General features: G+C 55.2%; 16 protein-coding genes and 1 CRISPR repeat array. All 16 genes read left to right on the plus strand.

The genetic code is table 11. The annotated features are described in order from the left end of the window. Nucleotides 1-2 precede the first annotated feature (2 nt). Nucleotides 3-2,453, plus strand: a complete 2,451-nt coding sequence (gene trbE, locus J3L11_RS03980) for a conjugal transfer protein TrbE (protein WP_004883099.1) — start codon at nt 3-5, stop codon at nt 2,451-2,453. Beyond that, nucleotides 2,450-3,187, plus strand: a complete 738-nt coding sequence (gene trbJ / locus J3L11_RS03985) for a P-type conjugative transfer protein TrbJ (protein WP_004883101.1) — start codon at nt 2,450-2,452, stop codon at nt 3,185-3,187. The genes trbE and trbJ overlap by 4 nt, the downstream gene beginning before the upstream one ends. A 12-nt stretch (nt 3,188-3,199) precedes the next feature. Beyond that, nucleotides 3,200-3,526: a hypothetical protein gene (locus J3L11_RS03990; RefSeq protein ID WP_004883103.1), complete on the plus strand. Its 327-nt coding sequence runs from the start codon at nt 3,200-3,202 to the stop codon at nt 3,524-3,526. Further along, nucleotides 3,523-4,887, plus strand: a complete 1,365-nt coding sequence (gene trbL / locus J3L11_RS03995) for a P-type conjugative transfer protein TrbL (RefSeq protein ID WP_004883106.1) — start codon at nt 3,523-3,525, stop codon at nt 4,885-4,887. The genes J3L11_RS03990 and trbL overlap by 4 nt, the downstream gene beginning before the upstream one ends. A gap of 29 nt (nt 4,888-4,916) precedes the next feature. Next, nucleotides 4,917-5,621 (plus strand): conjugal transfer protein TrbF, encoded by a 705-nt coding sequence (gene trbF, locus J3L11_RS04000; RefSeq protein WP_004883108.1) that lies wholly within the window; start codon nt 4,917-4,919, stop codon nt 5,619-5,621. Continuing rightward, nucleotides 5,618-6,610 carry a P-type conjugative transfer protein TrbG gene (gene trbG, locus J3L11_RS04005; RefSeq protein WP_004883112.1) on the plus strand — a complete coding sequence of 331 codons (993 nt, stop codon included), beginning with the start codon at nt 5,618-5,620 and terminating at the stop codon, nt 6,608-6,610. The genes trbF and trbG overlap by 4 nt, the downstream gene beginning before the upstream one ends. A gap of 2 nt (nt 6,611-6,612) precedes the next feature. Next, nucleotides 6,613-7,893, plus strand: coding sequence for a TrbI/VirB10 family protein (locus J3L11_RS04010; protein ID WP_004883119.1), 1,281 nt, complete (start codon nt 6,613-6,615; stop codon nt 7,891-7,893). Further along, nucleotides 7,890-8,132 carry a DUF2274 domain-containing protein gene (locus J3L11_RS04015; RefSeq protein ID WP_004883121.1) on the plus strand — a complete coding sequence of 81 codons (243 nt, stop codon included), beginning with the start codon at nt 7,890-7,892 and terminating at the stop codon, nt 8,130-8,132. The genes J3L11_RS04010 and J3L11_RS04015 overlap by 4 nt, the downstream gene beginning before the upstream one ends. Nucleotides 8,133-8,519: 387 nt before the next feature. Then, a complete protein-coding gene (gene cas2, locus J3L11_RS04020) occupies nt 8,520-8,819 on the plus strand; it encodes a CRISPR-associated endonuclease Cas2 (RefSeq protein ID WP_207570170.1) in 300 nt (99 codons plus the stop codon). Nucleotides 8,820-8,931: 112 nt separating this feature from the next. After that, nucleotides 8,932-11,091: direct repeats of the CRISPR family, unit length 37 nt; unit sequence GTCTTCACAGACTCGCCCTGCCAAAAGGGATTAAGAC. A gap of 86 nt (nt 11,092-11,177) precedes the next feature. Then, the gene (locus J3L11_RS04025; RefSeq protein ID WP_207570172.1) at nt 11,178-11,807 is read left to right on the plus strand and encodes a DUF4433 domain-containing protein; all 630 of its coding nucleotides are present in this window, start codon (nt 11,178-11,180) and stop codon (nt 11,805-11,807) included. Between the two features lie 16 nt (nt 11,808-11,823). Then, nucleotides 11,824-12,513 (plus strand): macro domain-containing protein, encoded by a 690-nt coding sequence (locus tag J3L11_RS04030; protein ID WP_207570175.1) that lies wholly within the window; start codon nt 11,824-11,826, stop codon nt 12,511-12,513. A gap of 543 nt (nt 12,514-13,056) precedes the next feature. Further along, entirely contained in the window at nt 13,057-15,663 is a 2,607-nt protein-coding gene (gene cas10 / locus J3L11_RS04035) for a type III-A CRISPR-associated protein Cas10/Csm1 (protein ID WP_207570177.1), read from the plus strand. A 9-nt stretch (nt 15,664-15,672) separates the two neighbouring features. Next, complete coding sequence (gene csm2, locus J3L11_RS04040) at nt 15,673-16,092, plus strand: type III-A CRISPR-associated protein Csm2 (RefSeq protein ID WP_207570179.1); 420 nt, start codon at nt 15,673-15,675, stop codon at nt 16,090-16,092. A 24-nt stretch (nt 16,093-16,116) separates the two neighbouring features. Continuing rightward, on the plus strand, nt 16,117-16,857 hold the full coding sequence (gene csm3 / locus J3L11_RS04045; RefSeq protein WP_207570181.1) for a type III-A CRISPR-associated RAMP protein Csm3: 741 nt from the start codon (nt 16,117-16,119) through the stop codon (nt 16,855-16,857). Further along, entirely contained in the window at nt 16,854-17,819 is a 966-nt protein-coding gene (locus tag J3L11_RS04050) for a hypothetical protein (protein ID WP_207570183.1), read from the plus strand. The genes csm3 and J3L11_RS04050 overlap by 4 nt, the downstream gene beginning before the upstream one ends. Next, entirely contained in the window at nt 17,816-19,366 is a 1,551-nt protein-coding gene (locus tag J3L11_RS04055; RefSeq protein WP_207570185.1) for an RAMP superfamily CRISPR-associated protein, read from the plus strand. Before J3L11_RS04050 ends, J3L11_RS04055 begins: the two co-directional genes overlap by 4 nt.

A 19,366-nucleotide genomic window follows, 5' to 3' on the forward strand; every position in this document is an offset into this window, starting at 1 on the left:
CCATGCTTAACCTTGCCGAATACCGCCAGCGGCCCGCCTTGCTGGCCGACTGGCTTCCCTGGGCTGGGCTGATCGCGCCGGGCGTGGTGCTGAACAAGGATGGCTCGTTTCAGCGCACGGCGCGCTTTCGCGGGCCTGATCTGGACAGCGCCACGCAGGGCGAATTGATCGCCACGACGGCACGGCTAAACAACGCGTTGCGCCGGCTGGGTTCGGGCTGGGCGCTGTTCGTGGAAGCCGAGCGCCAGTCGGCCGCGGACTATCCGCATTCCGACTTTCCCGAACCGCTGTCCTGGCTGGTGGACGAAGAACGCCGCGCTGCCTTTGAGGAATCGGGGAACCACTACGAAAGCAGCTATCACCTGACGCTAGCCTATCTGCCGCCGGAGGAATCCCGCGCTCGTGCAGCCAAGCTGCTCTACGAGCACGCGCCGGGCGATGGTGTGGACTGGCGCGGTCGGCTTGACGCCTTCCTGGCAGAAACGGATCGGGTTTTCGACCTGCTCGATGGCGTGATGCCAGAAATCGTCTGGTTGGACGATGCCGCGACGCTGACTTATCTTCACGCCACGGTGTCCACGCGGCGCTACCGGCTGGCCGTGCCCGAGGTGCCTTTCCACCTCGACGCACTGCTGGCCGATTCCGCCCTAGTCGGCGGCCTTGCGCCCATGCTGGGTGACCAGCATCTGCGCGTGGTGTCGGTGCGGGGCTTTCCGACCTCGACCTGGCCGGGCCTGCTGGACGACCTCAATCGCCTGGGCTTTGCCTATCGCTGGAGTACCCGGTTTCTCTGCCTCGATAAAGCCGAGGCGGAAAAGGAGCTGGGCCGCCTGCGTCGCCAGTGGTTTGCGAAACGGAAGAATGTCATTGCGCTACTGCGCGAAACCATCTTCCAGCAGGAATCGCCGCTGGTGGACACGGATGCCAGCAACAAGGCGGCCGACGCGGATGCCGCCTTGCAAGAGCTTGGCAGCGATCAAGTCGCCTTCGGCTACCTCACCGCCACGGTGACGGTGTTCGATGACGACCCTGCCGTAGCCGACGAAAAGCTGCGCATGGTGGAACGTGTCATCCAAGGACGTGGCTTCGTCACCATCCCCGAAACCTTAAATGCAGTCGATGCGTGGCTGTCGTCCATACCAGGCAATGCCTATGCCAACGTGCGCCAGCCCATCGTCTCGACGCTGAATCTGGCGCACATGATGCCGGTGTCCGCCGTGTGGGCTGGGCCGGAGAAAAACGCCCATCTCGACGGCCCGCCGCTGATCGTCACGCGCACGGATGGCGCGACGCCGTTCCGGCTGGTGACGCACATCGGCGACGTGGGGCATACGCTGGTCGCGGGGCCGACGGGCATGGGAAAATCTGTCCTGCTGGCGATGCTCGCCTTGCAGTTCCGCCGCTATGGCGGCTCGCGCATCTTCGCCTTCGACATGGGGCGATCCATGCGGGCGACGGTGCTGGGCCTGGGCGGCGAACACTACGACCTCGGCGCGGACGGCGCCATTGCCTTTCAGCCCTTGGCCCGTATCGACAGCGAAGGCTATCGCACCTGGGCCGCCGAGTGGATCGAAGGCCGCCTGCTGCATGAAGGCGTGACCGTCGGCCCCGACGAGAAAGCCGCCATTTGGTCGGCGCTCGGCAGCCTCGCTGGTGCGCCGGTGGAGCAGCGCACGATGACCGGGCTTTCGGTGCTGCTGCAATCGAACGCGCTGCGGCAGGCATTGTCGCCGTATGTGCTGGGCGGCGCGCACGGCAAGCTACTGGATGCCGACCGCGACCGGCTCGGCAGCGGCGACGTGCAGGGCTTTGAGATGGAAGAGCTAATGCACAGCCCCGCCGCCGTGCAAGCGGTGCTGCGCTACTTGTTCGCCCGCTTCGATGCACGTTTCGACGGTGCTCCCACGCTGCTGATTCTCGATGAAGCCTGGCTATTCCTTGATGAACCGTCCTTCGCGGCACGCATCCGGCAATGGTTGAAAACTCTGCGCAAGAAAAACGTGTCGGTGATCTTCGCCACGCAGTCGCTTGCCGACATCAAGGATTCGACCATCGCGCCCGCGATCATCGAAAGCTGCGCGAGCCGGATTTTCTTGCCCAACCCGCAGGCGACCGAGCCGCAGATTCGCACGGTCTACGAGGGCTTTGGCCTCAACAGTCGGCAAATCGAAATCGTCGCCACCGCGCAGCCCAAGCGCGACTACTACTACCAATCGCGCCTGGGCAATCGTCTGTTCGACCTCGACCTGGGGCCAGCCGCGCTCGCCTTCTCGGGCGCATCCACACCGCAAGACCAACGCGACATTGACCGAGTGCTGACGCAGGCCGGCGCTCCCGGCTTCGCCGGTGCGTGGCTACGCCATCGCGGCCTCGATTGGGCCGCCGACCTGCTGCCGTCCTCGCCGTCGGCGGCTTCTTTCCTCGCTACTCAACCCCTGGAGATTTCGCCATGAAGACCCGTGTACTTTCCGTTTCGCTCGCCGCCGCGCTGGCCGGCTCGCTGATGCTCGCTCAGCCAGCGGCGGCGCTCACTTTCGTTGATCCCGTCAACTTGGTGCAGAACACGCTGACTGCCATCCGCACGCTGGAGCAGATCAACAACCAGATCAACCAGCTCCAGAACGAAGCGCAGATGTTGATGAACCAGGCGCGCAACCTGGCGAATCTCGACTTCAACATCGTCAACCGGCTGCGCTCGACGCTCGCCACGACTGAACGCCTGATTGCCGAGGCGCAAGGGCTGGCCTACGACGTGCAGAGCATGGATGCCACGTTCTCGCGCCTGTACCCGGAGCAGTACGCCGCCACCATCAGCGGCGACCGCATGGCACAGGACGCACGCGAACGCTGGAAGAACACGCTCGACGGCCTGCACACCGCGATGCGGATGCAGGCGCAGGTGTCGCAGAACCTGACGCAAGACGAAAGCGCGCTGGCCGACCTCGTGAGCCAAAGCCAATCGGCCACGGGTGCGCTGCAAGCGATGCAGGCAACGAACCAGCTTCTCGCCTTGCAGGCCAAGCAGTCCATCCAGGCCCAGCAGCTCCAGATCACACAAGACAGGGCGGCCTCGCTGGAGCTGGCGCGGCAGGCAGCGGCCACCGAGCGCGCCCGCGAAGTGCGGCGGCGCTTCCTGGGCACCGGCACGCCGTACACACCGCAGTCCGTCAACTTCTACAACAACTGACGGGAGGCGGCCATGCGATGCGTTCCTGTCCTGCTGGCCGTGCTGCTGACCGCATGCGGCCAGCAGCCGGCTGAAGACCTGACCGCCACCTTGGCCGCCGATCCCGTGCGGCTCAAGGCGCTGCGCGCCCAATGCGCAGCCGACCGGCAAACCGCAGGCGAAGACACCTGTCGCGCCGCTGCCGAAGCCTTCCGGCGGCGCTTCTTCACCGGCCAGACTGGGCCGGACGAATACCGGACGCTGGCAGAACTGCCGCCGATTCCGGCGAGTTTCGACACGCCAACCGACGACGCGCCGGAAGGTGATGCGTCGCTCGCCGCTGCGGAGGACACGCCATGAACGACGTAACGATCATCGACAGATTCCTCGATACCTTCTCGCGCTACATCGACTCCGGTTTCGGTCTGCTGCAAGGCGAAGTCGCGTTCCTGACGGCCACTCTCATTGTCATCGACATGACCATTGCCGGTCTGTATTGGGCCATGAGCCATGCGACCGGCCAGGGCGAGGACGTGATCGCCAAGCTGCTGCGCAAGGTGCTTTACGTCGGTGCCTTCGCCTACATCATCGGTAACTTCAATTGGCTGTCGAGCATCGTGTTCCGCTCGTTCGCCGGGCTAGGCATCACCGCCACTGGCTCGGCCATAACGATGGAGAACTTCTTGCAGCCGGGTCGGCTTGCCAAGACCGGCATCGACGCCGCTGCGCCGATCCTCGACCAGATCGGTGACATGGCCGGCTTCCCCGAAGTGTTCGTGAACCTCGACCCCATCGTGGTGCTGTTCATCGCTTGGCTGGTGGTGATCCTCTGTTTCTTCGTGCTCGCGGTTCAGCTTTTCATCACGTTGATCGAGTTCAAGCTGACCACGCTTGCCGGCTTCGTCTTGATCCCGTTTGCGCTCTGGAACAAAACCTCGTTCCTCGCGGAAAAGGTGCTCGGCAATGTGGTTTCGTCAGGCATCAAGGTCTTGGTGCTGGCGGTAATCGTCGGCATCGGCTCGGGCCTGTTCGCGGAGTTCCAGGTTCATCCCGACGAGCCTTCCATCGACCATGCGCTTGTCGTGATGCTGGCTTCGCTTGCCTTGCTGGCGCTGGGCATCTTCGGCCCCGGCATCGCCACGGGCCTTGTGTCCGGTGCGCCGCAGCTCGGCGCGGGTGCGATGGCGGGCGCTGCCGTCGGCGCGGTAGGCACGGGTGTTGCCATCGGTGCCGCCGCGACCGGCGTGGGCGGTGCCGTCATGGCGGGCGCACGCATGGCCCCGGCCGCCGCAAAGCTGGCCGGGAGCGGCGCACGCGCCGCCACGTCGGCGGCCAGCAGCGCCAAGTCCGCATTCCAGGCCGGTTCCGCCGCTGCGGGCGGCGGGGCTAAAGGCGCGGCTGCGGGCCTCGGCAATGTCGCCAAGACCGGCGCGCAAGCGGCAGGCCGCCGAGCTGCATCGGGCGCTTCCGCTGCCGGTCAGAAGGTGGCCGACTCCTTCCGGGCAGGATGGAACGGTGCGGATGTCGGCGCTGCCGGTTCCGGCCAGGCCGCCGCAGGCGAAGGCGCAGCCAGCGCGCCGAAGCAAGAGCAACCCGCCTGGGCAAAGCGGATGCACCGCCGCCAGCAGATCACCCATGCCGCAACCACCGCAGCCCACACGCTGCGCAGTGGCGACGGCGGCGGCTCAGGGCAAGGCCCAAGCCTGCGCCCCGATGCGTGACCCGATACCTGACCACCAAGGAGAACCCTATGCGATTCAAACGCCCGCAGGTGCGCTATGCCGACACGCCGCAGCCTGCCACCCCGTACCAATCCGCCGCGCAGGTGTGGGACGAGCGCATCGGCTCGGCCCGCGTCCAGGCCAAGAACTGGCGTTTTATGGCCTTCGGCTGCCTCACGCTTGCGCTGCTGATGGCCGGTGGCCTGGTGTGGCGCTCGGCGCAGTCCATCGTCACCCCTTACGTCATCGAGGTCGATCAGTCGGGGCAGGTGCGCGCCGTCGGCGAAGCCGCCACGCCGTACCGGCCCGCCGATGCGCAGATCGCGCACCACCTGGCGCGCTTCGTGACGCTGGTGCGCTCGCTGTCTATCGATCCCATCGTGGTGCGGCAAAACTGGCTGGACGCCTACGACTACACCACCGACAAAGGCGCGGCGGTGCTCAACGACTACGCCAGCAAGAACGATCCTTTCGCCCGTGTTGGCCGCGAGTCGGTGACGGTGCAGATCACCAGCGTGGTACGCGCCAGCGATGCCTCGTTCAACGTCCGTTGGACGGAGCAACGGTTCATCAACGGTGCCCCCGCCGGGACCGAGCGATGGAACGCGGTGCTTTCCACCGTCCTGCAAACCCCGCGCACCGAACAGCGCCTGCGCAAGAACCCGCTGGGTATCTACGTCAACGGCCTGTCGTGGAGCCGCGAACTGGATTCTTCTGAAGGAGCCAAGCCATGAACCTGTCTTTCCGCTTATACGCTTTCGCGCTGACCGTGGTGGCCCTGTCGGGCTGCGCTTCGCAGGGCAAGCCGCCTCCGTCCATTTCGCTCGATGAGCCGGTGCAGGCACAGCCGCTGCCGGAGCCGCCTGCTCCAGTGGAAGTCGTCGCCATGCCCGAGCCGCTGGCGCTGCCAGCGCAGTTGAAGCCGCTGCACGAGTTGGACGCGGCCCCGGCTAAGCCGGAGCCGGCCGATGAGAAGGTGCGCGTTTCCCGTGCCAATGCCGAGGCGCGCATCGCGCCCACGCGCGAGGGCTACGTCAATGCGATTCAGGTGTGGCCCTTCACCGATGGTGCGCTCTACCAAGTCTATGCCGCGCCGGGACGCGTGACCGTGGTTTCCTTGCAGCCGGGCGAGGAACTAGTGACGGTCGCAGCCGGCGATACCGTGCGCTGGATCGTCGGTGACACGTCCAGCGGCAGCGGCGACGCGATGCGCATCAATGTGCTGGTCAAGCCCATCCGCTCAGGCCTCAAGACGAATTTGGTCATCACCACCAGTCGCAGAACATACCTGCTGGAACTGACCTCGACGGAAAAGGCATGGATGGCGTCGGTGTCCTGGGACTACCCAAAAGACCGGATGTTGGCCTTGCAGCGCCAGTCGCAGGCGGCTAGCGCCGCCGCACCGGTCGATACCGGACTGTCGCTGGAGAAGATCCGCTTCCGATATTCCGTCTCAGGCAGCAATCCGCCGTGGAAGCCGCTGCGCGCCTTCGACGATGGCGAGAAGGTCTATATCCAGTTCCCGCCGGGAATCGCCCAAGGCGAGCTGCCACCGCTGTTCGTCATCGGCGCGCAGGGCGACGGACAACTGGTGAATTACCGTTTTCGCTCGCCTTACTACATCGTGGATCGGCTGTTCGGCGCGGCCGAACTGCGCCTGGGCGGCGACAAGGGTGACGTGGTGCGTATCGAACGCACGGATGGCTTGGCGCGGAGGAACTGACCATGAGCCAGGACGACACTCCCGACCTCGCCACGCCGCATGCGGGCAAGGTGGCACCCGAGGCAGTTGCGCTGCGCGCCCAACCGCGCCCGGTCACGCGCCTGAACCGGCGCACGCTGGCCATCCTCGTCGGCGGTCTCTCGGTCGCTGTGCTCGGCGCGCTGATGTGGTCGCTGCAACCGCAGCGGCGCGGTGCAGGCGAGCAGACCGAGCTTTACAACGTCGATCGCGTCTCGAAGTCCGAAGGGTTGGACGCGCTGCCGGCGGACTACTCGAAGCTGCCGCCCCCCTTGGCGGCATCCGTGCCGGAGTTGGGGCCGCCGCTGCCAGGCGATCTTGGCCCGGCCATTGTGAAGTCGCAGCAGCCGGTGACGGCCGCCTACGCGGCCCCCGGCAACGACCCCAACGACGCGTTGCGCAAGGAAGCCGAAGCAGCAGCGGCATCGGCGGTGTTCTTCCGCTCTGGTTCGCAGAAGGCCGCGCCGGTGGCGCAGACACAGGTAGCCGCTGCGCCGGGCTTCACCGCCAATGCGGCCTTCGACCCGCTGGCGGCCGGGCCTGCGTCGACGGCGGCCCAGCCCGCCGACCCGACCGCCGTGCAGAACCGGCAAGACCAGAAAGAGGCATTCCAGAAAGCCGGAACCACGGAAGCCCGTGATTCCGGCAACCTGACGCTGCCGGCGTCGCCGTATCAGGTCATGGCCGGAACGGTGGTCGCCGGGGCGCTGGTGACGGGCATCAAGTCGGACTTGCCGGGCGATGTGATCGCCACAGTGACGGAGCCGGTCTATGACACGGCTACCGGCAAGTTCCTGCTGATCCCGCAGGGGTCACGCATCCTGGGCAAATACAACAGCCAGGTCAGCTACGGGCAGAGCCGCGTGCAAGTGGTGTGGAACCGGATCATCCTGCCCGACACGTCTTCGCTCAAGCTCGACAACTTGGCCGGCACCGATCCGGCCGGCTACGCCGGCTTGGAAGATGATGTGGATTGGCATTGGGATCGCGTCTTTGCCGGTGCGGCACTGACGACGCTACTGGGCATCGGTGCCGAACTGGCTGCGCCGGAGAACCGGCAGGACGGTGATCGCGTCATCATCGCCGGCCGCGATAGCGCCCAGGACAGCATCAATCAGGTCGGTCAGGAGATGACCCGGCGCAACCTCAACATCCAGCCCACCTTGACGGAGCGCCCCGGCTTGCCGGTTCGCATCATCGTCAACCGCGATCTGGTGCTGCGGCCGTACCAGCCACTTTTCTTCAACAGGGGGACTTCGCGATGACGACGCGCAAGCTACGGCTCGGGCCGCTGCCGAAAACGGAATCCACGAAGCTGACTTTTGCTTGCCCGGCCAGCCTGAAAGCCGACCTCGACCGCTACGCTACGCTGCACGCGCAGACCTACGGCGAGGCGGTCGATGCCACGGTGCTAATTCCGCACATGCTAGAAGCCTTCATGGTCGGAGATCGGGGATTCAGGAAGGGAGGCGCGGGCAAGGCCGCGCCGCCGAAGCCAAGCTGATGATGCCGGTTTCCGCTGGCGGCCATCCCTCAAACGCGCAGCCCAAGGCTGCGCGTTCTTCATTCTGGAGGACGGCGACCGATTGGGCTATGAAGACCAAACGCGGCTACCGCCTGCAGGCAACCGCCCCCGATGCAGCACGCTCGGGCTTTCTACCGCGAAGCTCCTATGTGGCTCCCAGCCCACAACGCCACAGCCCCGCAAGGCGGCCCGAAGTAGAGCCAAACCCGCACCCCATATAGACTTCCGGCCATCAGGCTGATTTCAACAATCGCTTGACTGCGGACATTTTTTATCCTGCATGGTATAGATGGCAGCGGCATCGCCGAGCACATTTACGGCGTTTAGTTAAGCTATGTCGCCGGATCCTTGAACGGGAAATCAGTCATGGTGAATAAACCCTTGTGGTTATTGAGTTACGATATCAGCAGTCCTAAACGCTGGCGAAAAATACATCGTTGTATCGGCAGTTTTGCATGGCCGCTACAGAAATCTGTATTTGTAGCTGCATTGACGCCGGTTCAACGGCGTGCCCTTTGTGGTGAATTAGCAGAACTATTAGAACCGGCAGAAGATGCCTTACTGTGTCTGCCTTTTGACACACCACCAGGGAGTTTTCACTGGCATCCATCTTCTGACATAATCATTCTGCCAGATGATGAGCGATTACAAGGCTTTATCAATTAAGTTTAAGCCATTGGCACGTTAAATGCTGTTTGTTGAATTTTTTGTAATGTTTGAAACGTACGTTTACCGTTTGTTTTGCTCTTTAAAAATCAGTGTATTAGAATTTGTTCCTGTCTTCACAGACTCGCCCTGCCAAAAGGGATTAAGACATGGTTGACGAAACTTATTTAATTCAGACTATGGTCTTCACAGACTCGCCCTGCCAAAAGGGATTAAGACCAACAGTATCTATTAAAACTTGTTTGTTATTCAGTCTTCACAGACTCGCCCTGCCAAAAGGGATTAAGACCACCCTTCACCTCTTATTGATGCGTCCAATTTTCGTCTTCACAGACTCGCCCTGCCAAAAGGGATTAAGACAGAAAATCTTCTTGCGATCCCAACGCTTGGCTGTGTCTTCACAGACTCGCCCTGCCAAAAGGGATTAAGACTACAGGTGAAAATGAAGAAGGTTTTTCTACTGATGTCTTCACAGACTCGCCCTGCCAAAAGGGATTAAGACGTTGATTGTCTTTGAAGGTAAAATACAATTCTGGGTCTTCACAGACTCGCCCTGCCAAAAGGGATTAAGACGAATGGTTCATCAGCAACAATCCATTCGACTACGGTCTTCACAGACTCGCCCTGCCAAAAGGGATTAAGACGGGCCTTACTTGAACCTTATCCCAAGCACTATCCGTCTTCACAGACTCGCCCTGCCAAAAGGGATTAAGACATTCTCAACCGGGTCACAAACTGCATCGGTAACAGTCTTCACAGACTCGCCCTGCCAAAAGGGATTAAGACACCTGCCATTTTTGCTAACCGACTTAGCATTAAAGTCTTCACAGACTCGCCCTGCCAAAAGGGATTAAGACCCATCTTTTAAATGGTTTTTGACGACTTGTTCAGTCTTCACAGACTCGCCCTGCCAAAAGGGATTAAGACGAAGCTGCCACGAGCGACCTGACGATTGAGCGAAGTCTTCACAGACTCGCCCTGCCAAAAGGGATTAAGACTTTTCGCTTAGATTTAAGCGTAATTGCCAAAGGTCTTCACAGACTCGCCCTGCCAAAAGGGATTAAGACTGAACTTGACTGAGGTGGTACTAGAGTCGCCCGCTGTCTTCACAGACTCGCCCTGCCAAAAGGGATTAAGACTTGTAGAGTGACTCAAGCGCTGCGCCAATTTGCTGTCTTCACAGACTCGCCCTGCCAAAAGGGATTAAGACGATACCGCGCTCTGACGTTCTGTTGTACTTTTTGGTCTTCACAGACTCGCCCTGCCAAAAGGGATTAAGACCCAAGTAACCTGGGTCGGATCAAAAAGACTTCTGTCTTCACAGACTCGCCCTGCCAAAAGGGATTAAGACAATTCTTAGTAAGTATGGATGTAGTTGATGGTAAGTCTTCACAGACTCGCCCTGCCAAAAGGGATTAAGACATAGCTTTCATTTCAAACCTTCGCATCCCTTTAGTCTTCACAGACTCGCCCTGCCAAAAGGGATTAAGACCCCGTAGATCGGACCAAGATCACCAGCGGAATGTGGTCTTCACAGACTCGCCCTGCCAAAAGGGATTAAGACCTAGCAATGCTGCTGAATGCGGTGTTACTGACGCGTCTTCACAGACTCGCCCTGCCAAAAGGGATTAAGACTCTACCAATCGTCTTACCAACGTATGGGTCTAGGTCTTCACAGACTCGCCCTGCCAAAAGGGATTAAGACCTCATCATCGTACGAGAGGATATCCAGTACGCTGGTCTTCACAGACTCGCCCTGCCAAAAGGGATTAAGACCCCACCCAACAGATGGGGATTGTTCTGACTGAATGTCTTCACAGACTCGCCCTGCCAAAAGGGATTAAGACGAATCGCCTCACCTTCGTCCAAGTGCATTTCACGGTCTTCACAGACTCGCCCTGCCAAAAGGGATTAAGACCCATCCCAATAAATCCGCTCGTACTGCTCTGCTGCGTCTTCACAGACTCGCCCTGCCAAAAGGGATTAAGACTGATGGTACGCCGCGTATCTCTAAATCATCCAGGTCTTCACAGACTCGCCCGGCCAAAAGGGATTAAGACAAGAAGATATGAAAGGGTCTGGTACTTGGTTCCGTCTTCACAGACTCGCCCTGCCAAAAGGGATTAAGACCCATCCCAATAAATCCGCTCGTACTGCTCTGCTGCGTCTTCACAGACTCGCCCTGCCAAAAGGGATTAAGACGCAAACACGATAGTGCGAGTATCACCTTCATCAGTCTTCACAGACATGCCCTGCTCAAAGGGATGAGTCGTTGTCTGCGTTTCGACAAATTTGTTGGAAAAATACGCGGAAGATTGCCCGGTAGACTGGCCTCATGTTAATCAATGAGGTCAGAACATGTTGGAACAGCTTACACCTCAACGTCATGCGCCCGTATCGGTGACGATGCCGCAATCCCAGGTGAACTGGGTGTGGCATCTGACACATAGAGATAATCTGTGCGGTATTATGCAGCGTGGTTTGCTGAGCCATTTGCAGCTGATGCAACTGAAAGTGCAGTATCAGGATATTTCGGATGCTGAGGTTCAAGCCTGTCGCAGCACTAAGCGACTTTGGGGGAATGATCTGCACGGATTTACGCCCACATTTTTTGTTAAGCGCAACCCCATGATGTATCGGTTGGCGCGAAATGATCGCCGCATATCGCAGTTAGTCTGGCTGAAAATTGATGTGCATCAGTTAGACGCCAGCCGTTGCGTCACAGCGGATGGCAACGCCGCGGCCAATCATACTCAGTTCTGGCAAGGGCCGCAGTTTGATAAACCAGACTGGTCGGTGTTACTGGCCGATAGCTGGCATGATGTCTGGGATGGCCGACGGTTAAGGGCCGCGGAACTCTTATACTGGGGGGGCATCCCCGCTGATGCTGTGGTGGAGCTGCAGGTTAACAATATGGTGTTACAGCACCAACTGCTGGCACAGCAATCGCTGCCGGTAGAGTGCCGTCCGTATGACTTTTTTGTGTGAGCCGGGAGAACCGTAAATGTTAGAGATTATTGAAGGAAATATCTTTAATTCCCGGATGCAGACGCTGGTCAATGCAGTGAACTGTGAAGGGGTGATGGGCGCAGGCTTGGCGCTGGAATGCCGCTTACGGTATCCCCAGATGTATGATCGTTATCAGACTTTTTGTGCCGAAGGCACTTTCAAACCTGGAAAATTGTCGCTGTATAAGGGGCATGATCGTTGGTTACTGAACTTTCCGACTAAATTGCAGTGGCGTCAGCCCTCGGAGGTCAAATATCTGGAACAAGGGCTGCGTAAATTTGCTGAAAGCTGGCAAAAGCTCGCTATTACCGGTATTGCCTTTCCGTTGCTTGGCACTGATAAAGGCGGGCTACCGGAGAAGAGGGTCATAGCGTTAATGGCTGACTATCTCACCCCTATAGCGGCACATATTCCAGTTGAAATTTATCGCTATCGCGCTGATGCCGAGGATGATCTGTTTAGTCAGTTTCGCCAACGTTTGCAGCAGATCTCTTTGCCCGAGTTGGCTGAAGCTACCGAGATCCAAAAACATCGTCTGGAACGCTTAATGGCCGCGGTCAGCAATGGCGAAGTTTGTCAGATAAATCAACTCGCTAATATTCAAGGCATTGGGTTGAAAACGCTGGAAAAAGTGTTTCGTTACTGCACTGATAATACATTACAGATCCAACCGGAATTATTCTGAATAGATGTTCCATCAGTATTCGCTAAAGCAATTATTGGTAATCGTTGAGCAGAGGGTATTACAAGTTGCTGTTTCTGCTGTCCGGTGTGTTATTGCTGGTCATTATCGTGACGCTGATATTGCTGCTGACAGATCATCTGGATGATGACTAAGTATTTTGCTAAACGACTAAATTAGTTCTATAACCCAAATGAAACATGTTAGTAGACTCACATTATTGTTTATCAAAATTGTCTTAATGAGTTTTATTTGATAATGAAATAAAAAGCATCATGTGCGAAGGGGGGGTATCATCTCAGTCGTTTCACATGGGAATTATCTCTTCCACAATATTTCAGAGTTGATATGAAGAGCGAAGGAATGCTTGATAGTTTCAGGTCTACAAATTTGTCCCGAACCTCGGCTCAGGTTTTCTCCCTTATTATCCTTTTCAGGCTAACCCGCTTTCTTTCATATTTGAACAAAATGAGTTTCCTAGAAAACCGGTGTTAAGTGCGCTTAAGACCTTGGTGCTGAATACGCGTTGACCACTCAAGGAGAGCTATGGTGACGGATTTAATGGACAGTAGTTGCCGTGTGGCGTTTACTGCTTATTTGCATGATATTGGTAAATTTGCCGAACGCGCTAAGTTGGCTGTCGCTGCTGAAAAATTGGAAATAGCCAAACAGTTGCACTGCCCTCGATGGGATAATCGATATTCGCATATTCATGCGGCTTACACCTCTTTAGCCTTTGAGCAATTGGAAAAATTTTTCCCAGAGACCATTGGAAATGATGTCAGCCCGTTTGGTGCTTGGAGAACAACGGATGTAGATGACTCGCTGATTAATGCTGCGGCGAATCATCATAAGCCTGAAACCTATTTGCAGTGGATCATTGCAACAGCTGATCGTCTGGCATCGGGTTTTGAACGTGAAGATTTTGAGCAATATAACGCTGCCGAAGACCGTCCCAACTATATTCAGACGCGTTTGCACCCATTGTTTGAGGTGTTGCAGCGTAATGCTGCTCATTTAAAAGAAGCCGACTATCAGCATCGATACCCACTGGCACCACTGTCAGTCAACAGTCTCTTTCCGGTAGACAGACAGCAAGCCGAACCCTCTGATAAGTCTGCCGCAGTGGCACAATACCACCAACTCTGGCAACAGTTCTGTGGCCAATTGGAACAGATCCCATCCAGTCATCGCCGTCAGTGGCCTTTATGGCTGGACCATTTTGATACACTTTGGCAAACCTTTACCCATGCCATTCCGTCGGCAACTGCGGGTAAAGTGATCCCGGATGTTTCTTTGTATGACCATTCAAAAACCACTGCGGCCTTAGCGGTTGCCCTATGGCGTTATCATGAGGAACTTGGCCATGACCAATCATTAGTTGCCACTCATCTGAAACAACGTGCTGGCGAACATGGTTGGGGAGAGCAGAAACTGCTGTTAATTCAGGGGGATTTCTTCGGCATTCAGGAATTCATTTTTGCTGGTGGCGCCGAAACCCAGAAGAAAGCCTCAAAACTATTGCGGGGGCGTTCGTTCTATGTGTCGTTATTGACAGAAATCGCTGCACTGAAAGTGCTGGATGCTCTGCAATTACCCTGCACCAGTCAGGTGATTAATGCCGCGGGAAAATTTCTGATAGTGGCACCGAATACACCGGCAACGATTGAGAAGCTTAATCAAGCCCGCAATGAGATCAATCATTGGTTCATGTCGCAAACCTATGGCCAGGCGAGTATCGGATTAGCCGCGTTAGCCGCCGCACCTAGCCAGTTCATCAGTAAGACTGCTAATGACCGACCGTTTAAGGCGTTGCTTAACGCTTTATTCCGTCAGTTGGAAGTCCAAAAATTCCACCGATTTGGGCTATTGTCCAATAAGCAGGAGGCTATATTGGCATGGGCCGCGCCATATAAGGTATGCCGTTACAACAATCGCTTACCTGCAGCGGAAAATGGTGTGGCACCTTTGTCTGCGGATCAAATTGAAATCGGCCGGCTGCTGACACAAACCGATACTTTGTTGTTGTCAAAACAACGTTTACCTGGCGTGCATTCATTGACTTTACCGATGTTGGGGTATTGGGTCAGTTTTTCAGAACGAGGGCAGTTAAATCAATTTGCTCCACCTGCGCAGAGTGGTGAATTACGCCGATGTTTTGATATTTCCTTACCACAAAACGAGGCAGCGGTGCTGTTTAATGGCTTTTCGCGGCGGAATATCAACGCTTACGTTGCCCGGTTTAAAGAAAACGAGATCAGCCGTAACGGTTTTAATGAACAGCGCTATGGCAAGTCGCTGGCAGATGATGACGCTGATGTTGCCGCAGATCGGATTAAAACGCTTAACCACCTAGCATGTGAAGATAAGTGGCAAGATGCTGATAGCGCGAATTACCTTGGAATTGAAGCTTTAGCGACCTTGAAGGGGGATGTGGATAATCTGGGGGCCATTTTTCAGGATGAATTAGCCAGTGCCTCTTTTGCCCGCATGGCAGGGCTTTCCCGTCAAATGAACAACTTTTTTGCAGTTTATTTGCCGTGGCTTTGCATGAGTAAGTATCCAAATACTTATACCATTTTCGCTGGTGGTGATGATTTCTTACTCATGGGGGCCTGGCGCAGTCAACTGCTTCTTGCTAACTCCATGCGCCAAGAATTTCATCGTTATGTCGCGGGTAATTCCCTTATACATTTTTCGGCCGGGATGTTTGTGAGCAAACCTGGTACACCCATTAGTTACCTTGGTTCTCAAGCTGAAGAACTGCTGTCTGATGCAAAAAGCTACGGGGCCGGTGAGAAAAATGCCGTGGCTTGTTTTGGTAAAGTCGTCGGTTGGAAACAGTTTGCAGAGTTACTTCAGGCTGCATCTTCACTGCGTGATCTGAGGGAGCGTTACGGACGTCGGCAATTAAGTACAGCTTATTGGTATGACGTACTGCAATTATCGGATTTAAGCGCCAAAGCACTGGATGATCCCAAAGCCAATATCTGGCGTTCACGTCTTGGGTATAGGACGTTCAGAACCTTTAAGACTGAAAAGGATAAAGCCATCAGAGACGAATTGATGCAGTTAATTGGTGGCGAAATTAACCGTCATCGGGACAACTATCGGATAGCTCTTACCACATTTATCTATACCTATCGCAAATAAGGAATGCGTATGAGTAACCAGGAATTATTAAGTAAGCTGGTGTTTTCCGGCCCCAAAGAAGACATCGAGCTGTACAACCAGACCGCTGAAGCAGTTGCTAAGGCATTGATCCCGAATGAGGGAACTCCACGGGAATATAAAGATGCCAATAAACCCACACAGTTGCGGCGATTTTTCGACGAATTGACGCTGTGGCACCAACGTACCAGAGATTGCTCCGATGAGCAGTTTCAGACCATTTTGCCTCGTATAAAGATGATGAAAGCCAAAGTGGCGTATGCCAAAGGGCGTAAACATGTGGATGACTTTTTTTATGACGTGTTTAAAAAGATGATTGATCCCATGAGCAGTAAGCAAGAACTGGATCGCGCCAAACTGTTCTTTGAAGCCGTATTGGGCTTTTCAAAAATGCATAACCCTAAGAAATAAAGTTGCCGAGAAAAGGAAGCCATCATGTCTGAATTGAAACTGGAAAAGATTTACCGCATTGACGCAACACTTGAGGCGGTAACAGGGATCCATATTGGCAGCAGTAACAGCGAGATGCACATAGGCGGCATTGATAGTCCGGTAATTAAGCACCCTCATACGGATGAACCTTATCTGCCAGGCTCTTCGTTGAAAGGTAAGATCCGCTCACTGCTGGAATGGCGCTTTGGCCTGGTCGGCGGAAACAAAGGTAATCCTGTGAGCGCCAGATATTTGCATGAGGTTCGGGAAGGGACTGAACAGCATGCCAGTGCCTGGGCGATTGCCAGATTATTTGGGGTATCCGGTGATGCCAATGAAGCGTTTGTGAATGAATTAGGTCCAACTCGTGTCAGCTTCTGGGATGCCAACTTATGCTCAGAATGGCGTCAGTTACGACGCGATAACATTGAGCTCCTGACCGAAGAAAAAATGGAAAACTGCATTAACCGTATTTCAGGAGTTGCAGACAATCCTCGAAGTATTGAAAGGGTTCCGGCCGGAAGCCCATTCCAACTGACCATCACGCTGAAGAAACTGTCCGTTGACAGTGATGCGCTACTGACATTGTTGCTGCAAGGACTCAAGTTATTGGAACTTGATGGTCTTGGCGGCAGTGGATCTCGTGGTTATGGCAAAGTTGTGTTAAAGAACATTTGCCTGGATGGTGAAGATATCAGTGAGCGTTATCAACAGGTTGAGCCTTTTGCACAGGTACAATTATGAAATTGCTTCAATGTCAGCTTCGGACAGAAAGTGCATTTGCGACACCTGTGGTTGGTGACACACTGTTCGGACATCTTTGCTGGGCGATTAGAATGCGTTTCGGAAACGAACGCCTGGAGTCGCTGCTAGCAGGTTATACCGATGACCATCCATTTTTGGTTGTGAGTGACATGATCCCTGATGGCGTTTTGCCGAGACCGACAATGCCTCAGTTCCTATTAAGCAATGAGTCAACGTCAGATGTGGCATTGCGTAAAACGTTGAAAGCCAAACGCTGGATGCCTGTCGAGAAAGCCAGTTTGCCACTGAACCAATGGCTGACTGATGGTTTGATGACCGACAATGAATTGCTTAACACCAGACAACTAAATGCACAAATAGCGCTGGTCGGGCATACGATGCATCAGCACAACAGTTTGAATCGTTTGACTAATACCACCGGTAAAGGCGCTGGCTTTGCACCTTATCAGCAGCAACGGATCTGGTATCACCCCGATATTCATTGGCAACTGTTGTTGGTAATAGACGAAGCACGGTTGAGTCCTGCTGAGTGTCAGCAGGTGTTGGAAGATGTTGGTTTGGCCGGCTATGGTCGCGATGCCAGCAGCGGTTTGGGCAAATTTTCGGTATTGGCGATTAATTCTTTGCCAGAACCCAGTGTATCCGATTGTTGGCTGGCTTTGGCCCCGGTTTCACTAAGCCCTGATGATTTCGTTGCCGACAAATCTTATTACCAGACTACCGTCCGCTTTGGTCGTCACGGTAATACTGCGGTCCACAGCGGTAACCCATTTAAAAAGCCAATTTTGCTGGCACAAACAGGAGCATTGCTGACTGCGCCAGTGTCTCAGCCCCGTTATATTGCCGGACATGGCATTCGCGGTATTTCCGATGTGATGCCGGAAACTGTACATCAGGGATATGCGCCGGTGTGGCCGGTGACGGTCAAGGAGGCATTATGAGTTTTTTCTCTCATCAACCATGGATGCTCAGCACGTTGTCTCCGGTGCATCTCGGTACTGGTCTGGATTACGAATTTACCAGTTATCTTATCGACGATGGTGTAATGTACTGTTTCGGTGAGTCTGCGTTATTCGATGCATTATCACCAATTCAGCTGGCACAAATTTCTGATTATGCAGATAAAGGGGTCGCTGGGTTAAAGTCAATTCACGCCTTACTGCACACTAATCGAGAAGTACTTAAACTGCACGCAAGCCATTTGGTTGCCATTGGTGAGGGTGTAGAGCAGTTTTACAGTAAGCGTAAGGCTGGTACCGATAAAGATTTTAATCAGATGTTACTGCCAAAAACGGCCAGCGAGCCATTTTCCGGCAGCCCAGTATTGCCAGGCACGGCACTGAAAGGCGCGATTCGTACGGCCTGGCTGGACTGGAAAGTTCATTCGAAGCCGCAATTTGCACTAAAGAATGAGAGCCGCCCATTAAAAATCCTGCAGCAAGTTACTGAATTTGAAAAGGTTGATAAAGATCCGTTCAAAACACTAAGAATTGCTGATGCTCGCGCGGTGAATGCGCAAGTCCACAAAAAGATCGTTTTATTTAGTAGCCATGATTGGATAGATGCCAAAAAATCCAAAAGTGCGCGGGTTGGCATGGTCGAGGCCGTTGCGGCCGGACAAGTGGATGCCTTTGAAATGGACTGGCGCTTATGGTTTAACCAAGATGTTAAACCCCCTGTAGAGGATTTGACGCAACTAGCCACTCTTGTCAATCGCTTTTACTTGCCAATTCTGCAGGAAGAACTGGCTCGAAATGCACAGACAGGCTATTACGCCGAGTCTTATGCTAGTGCCTTGTCTCAGTTATTGCATGACCATCAGCTCCAGCAGTTAATGGCGCAAGGCCAGGCGATGTTGCTGCGGTTGGGGCGTTATAGCGGCGCGGTCTCTAAGACATTAAATGATCATCGTAAGATCAAGATCCTTGGACAAAAAGGTGCTCCAAATCAGATTAAATCTTTACCTCATGAACAGCGCCTGGTTGTATCTGGTGAAAAAAATGTCAGTGGGAGTGAACCGTTTGGTTGGGTATTGCTGGTGGAGCAAGGGCTGACGCCTGCGGCCGTTAAAATGTTCGCCGCAACTTTGTATGACCAGGATGCACAACTGCAAAAGTTGGCAGAAGTCGCTGCCAGTCAGCAACACAATCGTGAGCAATACCAGTTGGAGCAGCAGCAACGGCTGGAACGTGAACAGGCGTATGCCGCTGAACAGGCGGCTAAAGCGGAGAAACTTGCCGCGATGTCTGACAACCAACAACAGATGTTCGGACTACAAGAGCGGATGGAAAAAGGCGAAAGCAAAGGAAAAGGACCTTCAGAAAAATTATGGGGGGATTTGCGAGGACTAATTCAGATTTGCGATGTCTGGCCTGCGGCTGAACGTCAGCAGTTATTACAATTAGCGAAAGCTTTGGTGACGCATCTGGGGATTGATTTGAAGAAAAATAAGAAAGCCAAGGAATTGGTTAAACAACTAGAAGGTTAG

The organism is Shewanella sp. 4t3-1-2LB (assembly GCF_017368415.1).
Taxonomy (GTDB): Bacteria; Pseudomonadota; Gammaproteobacteria; order Enterobacterales; family Shewanellaceae; genus Shewanella; species Shewanella fodinae.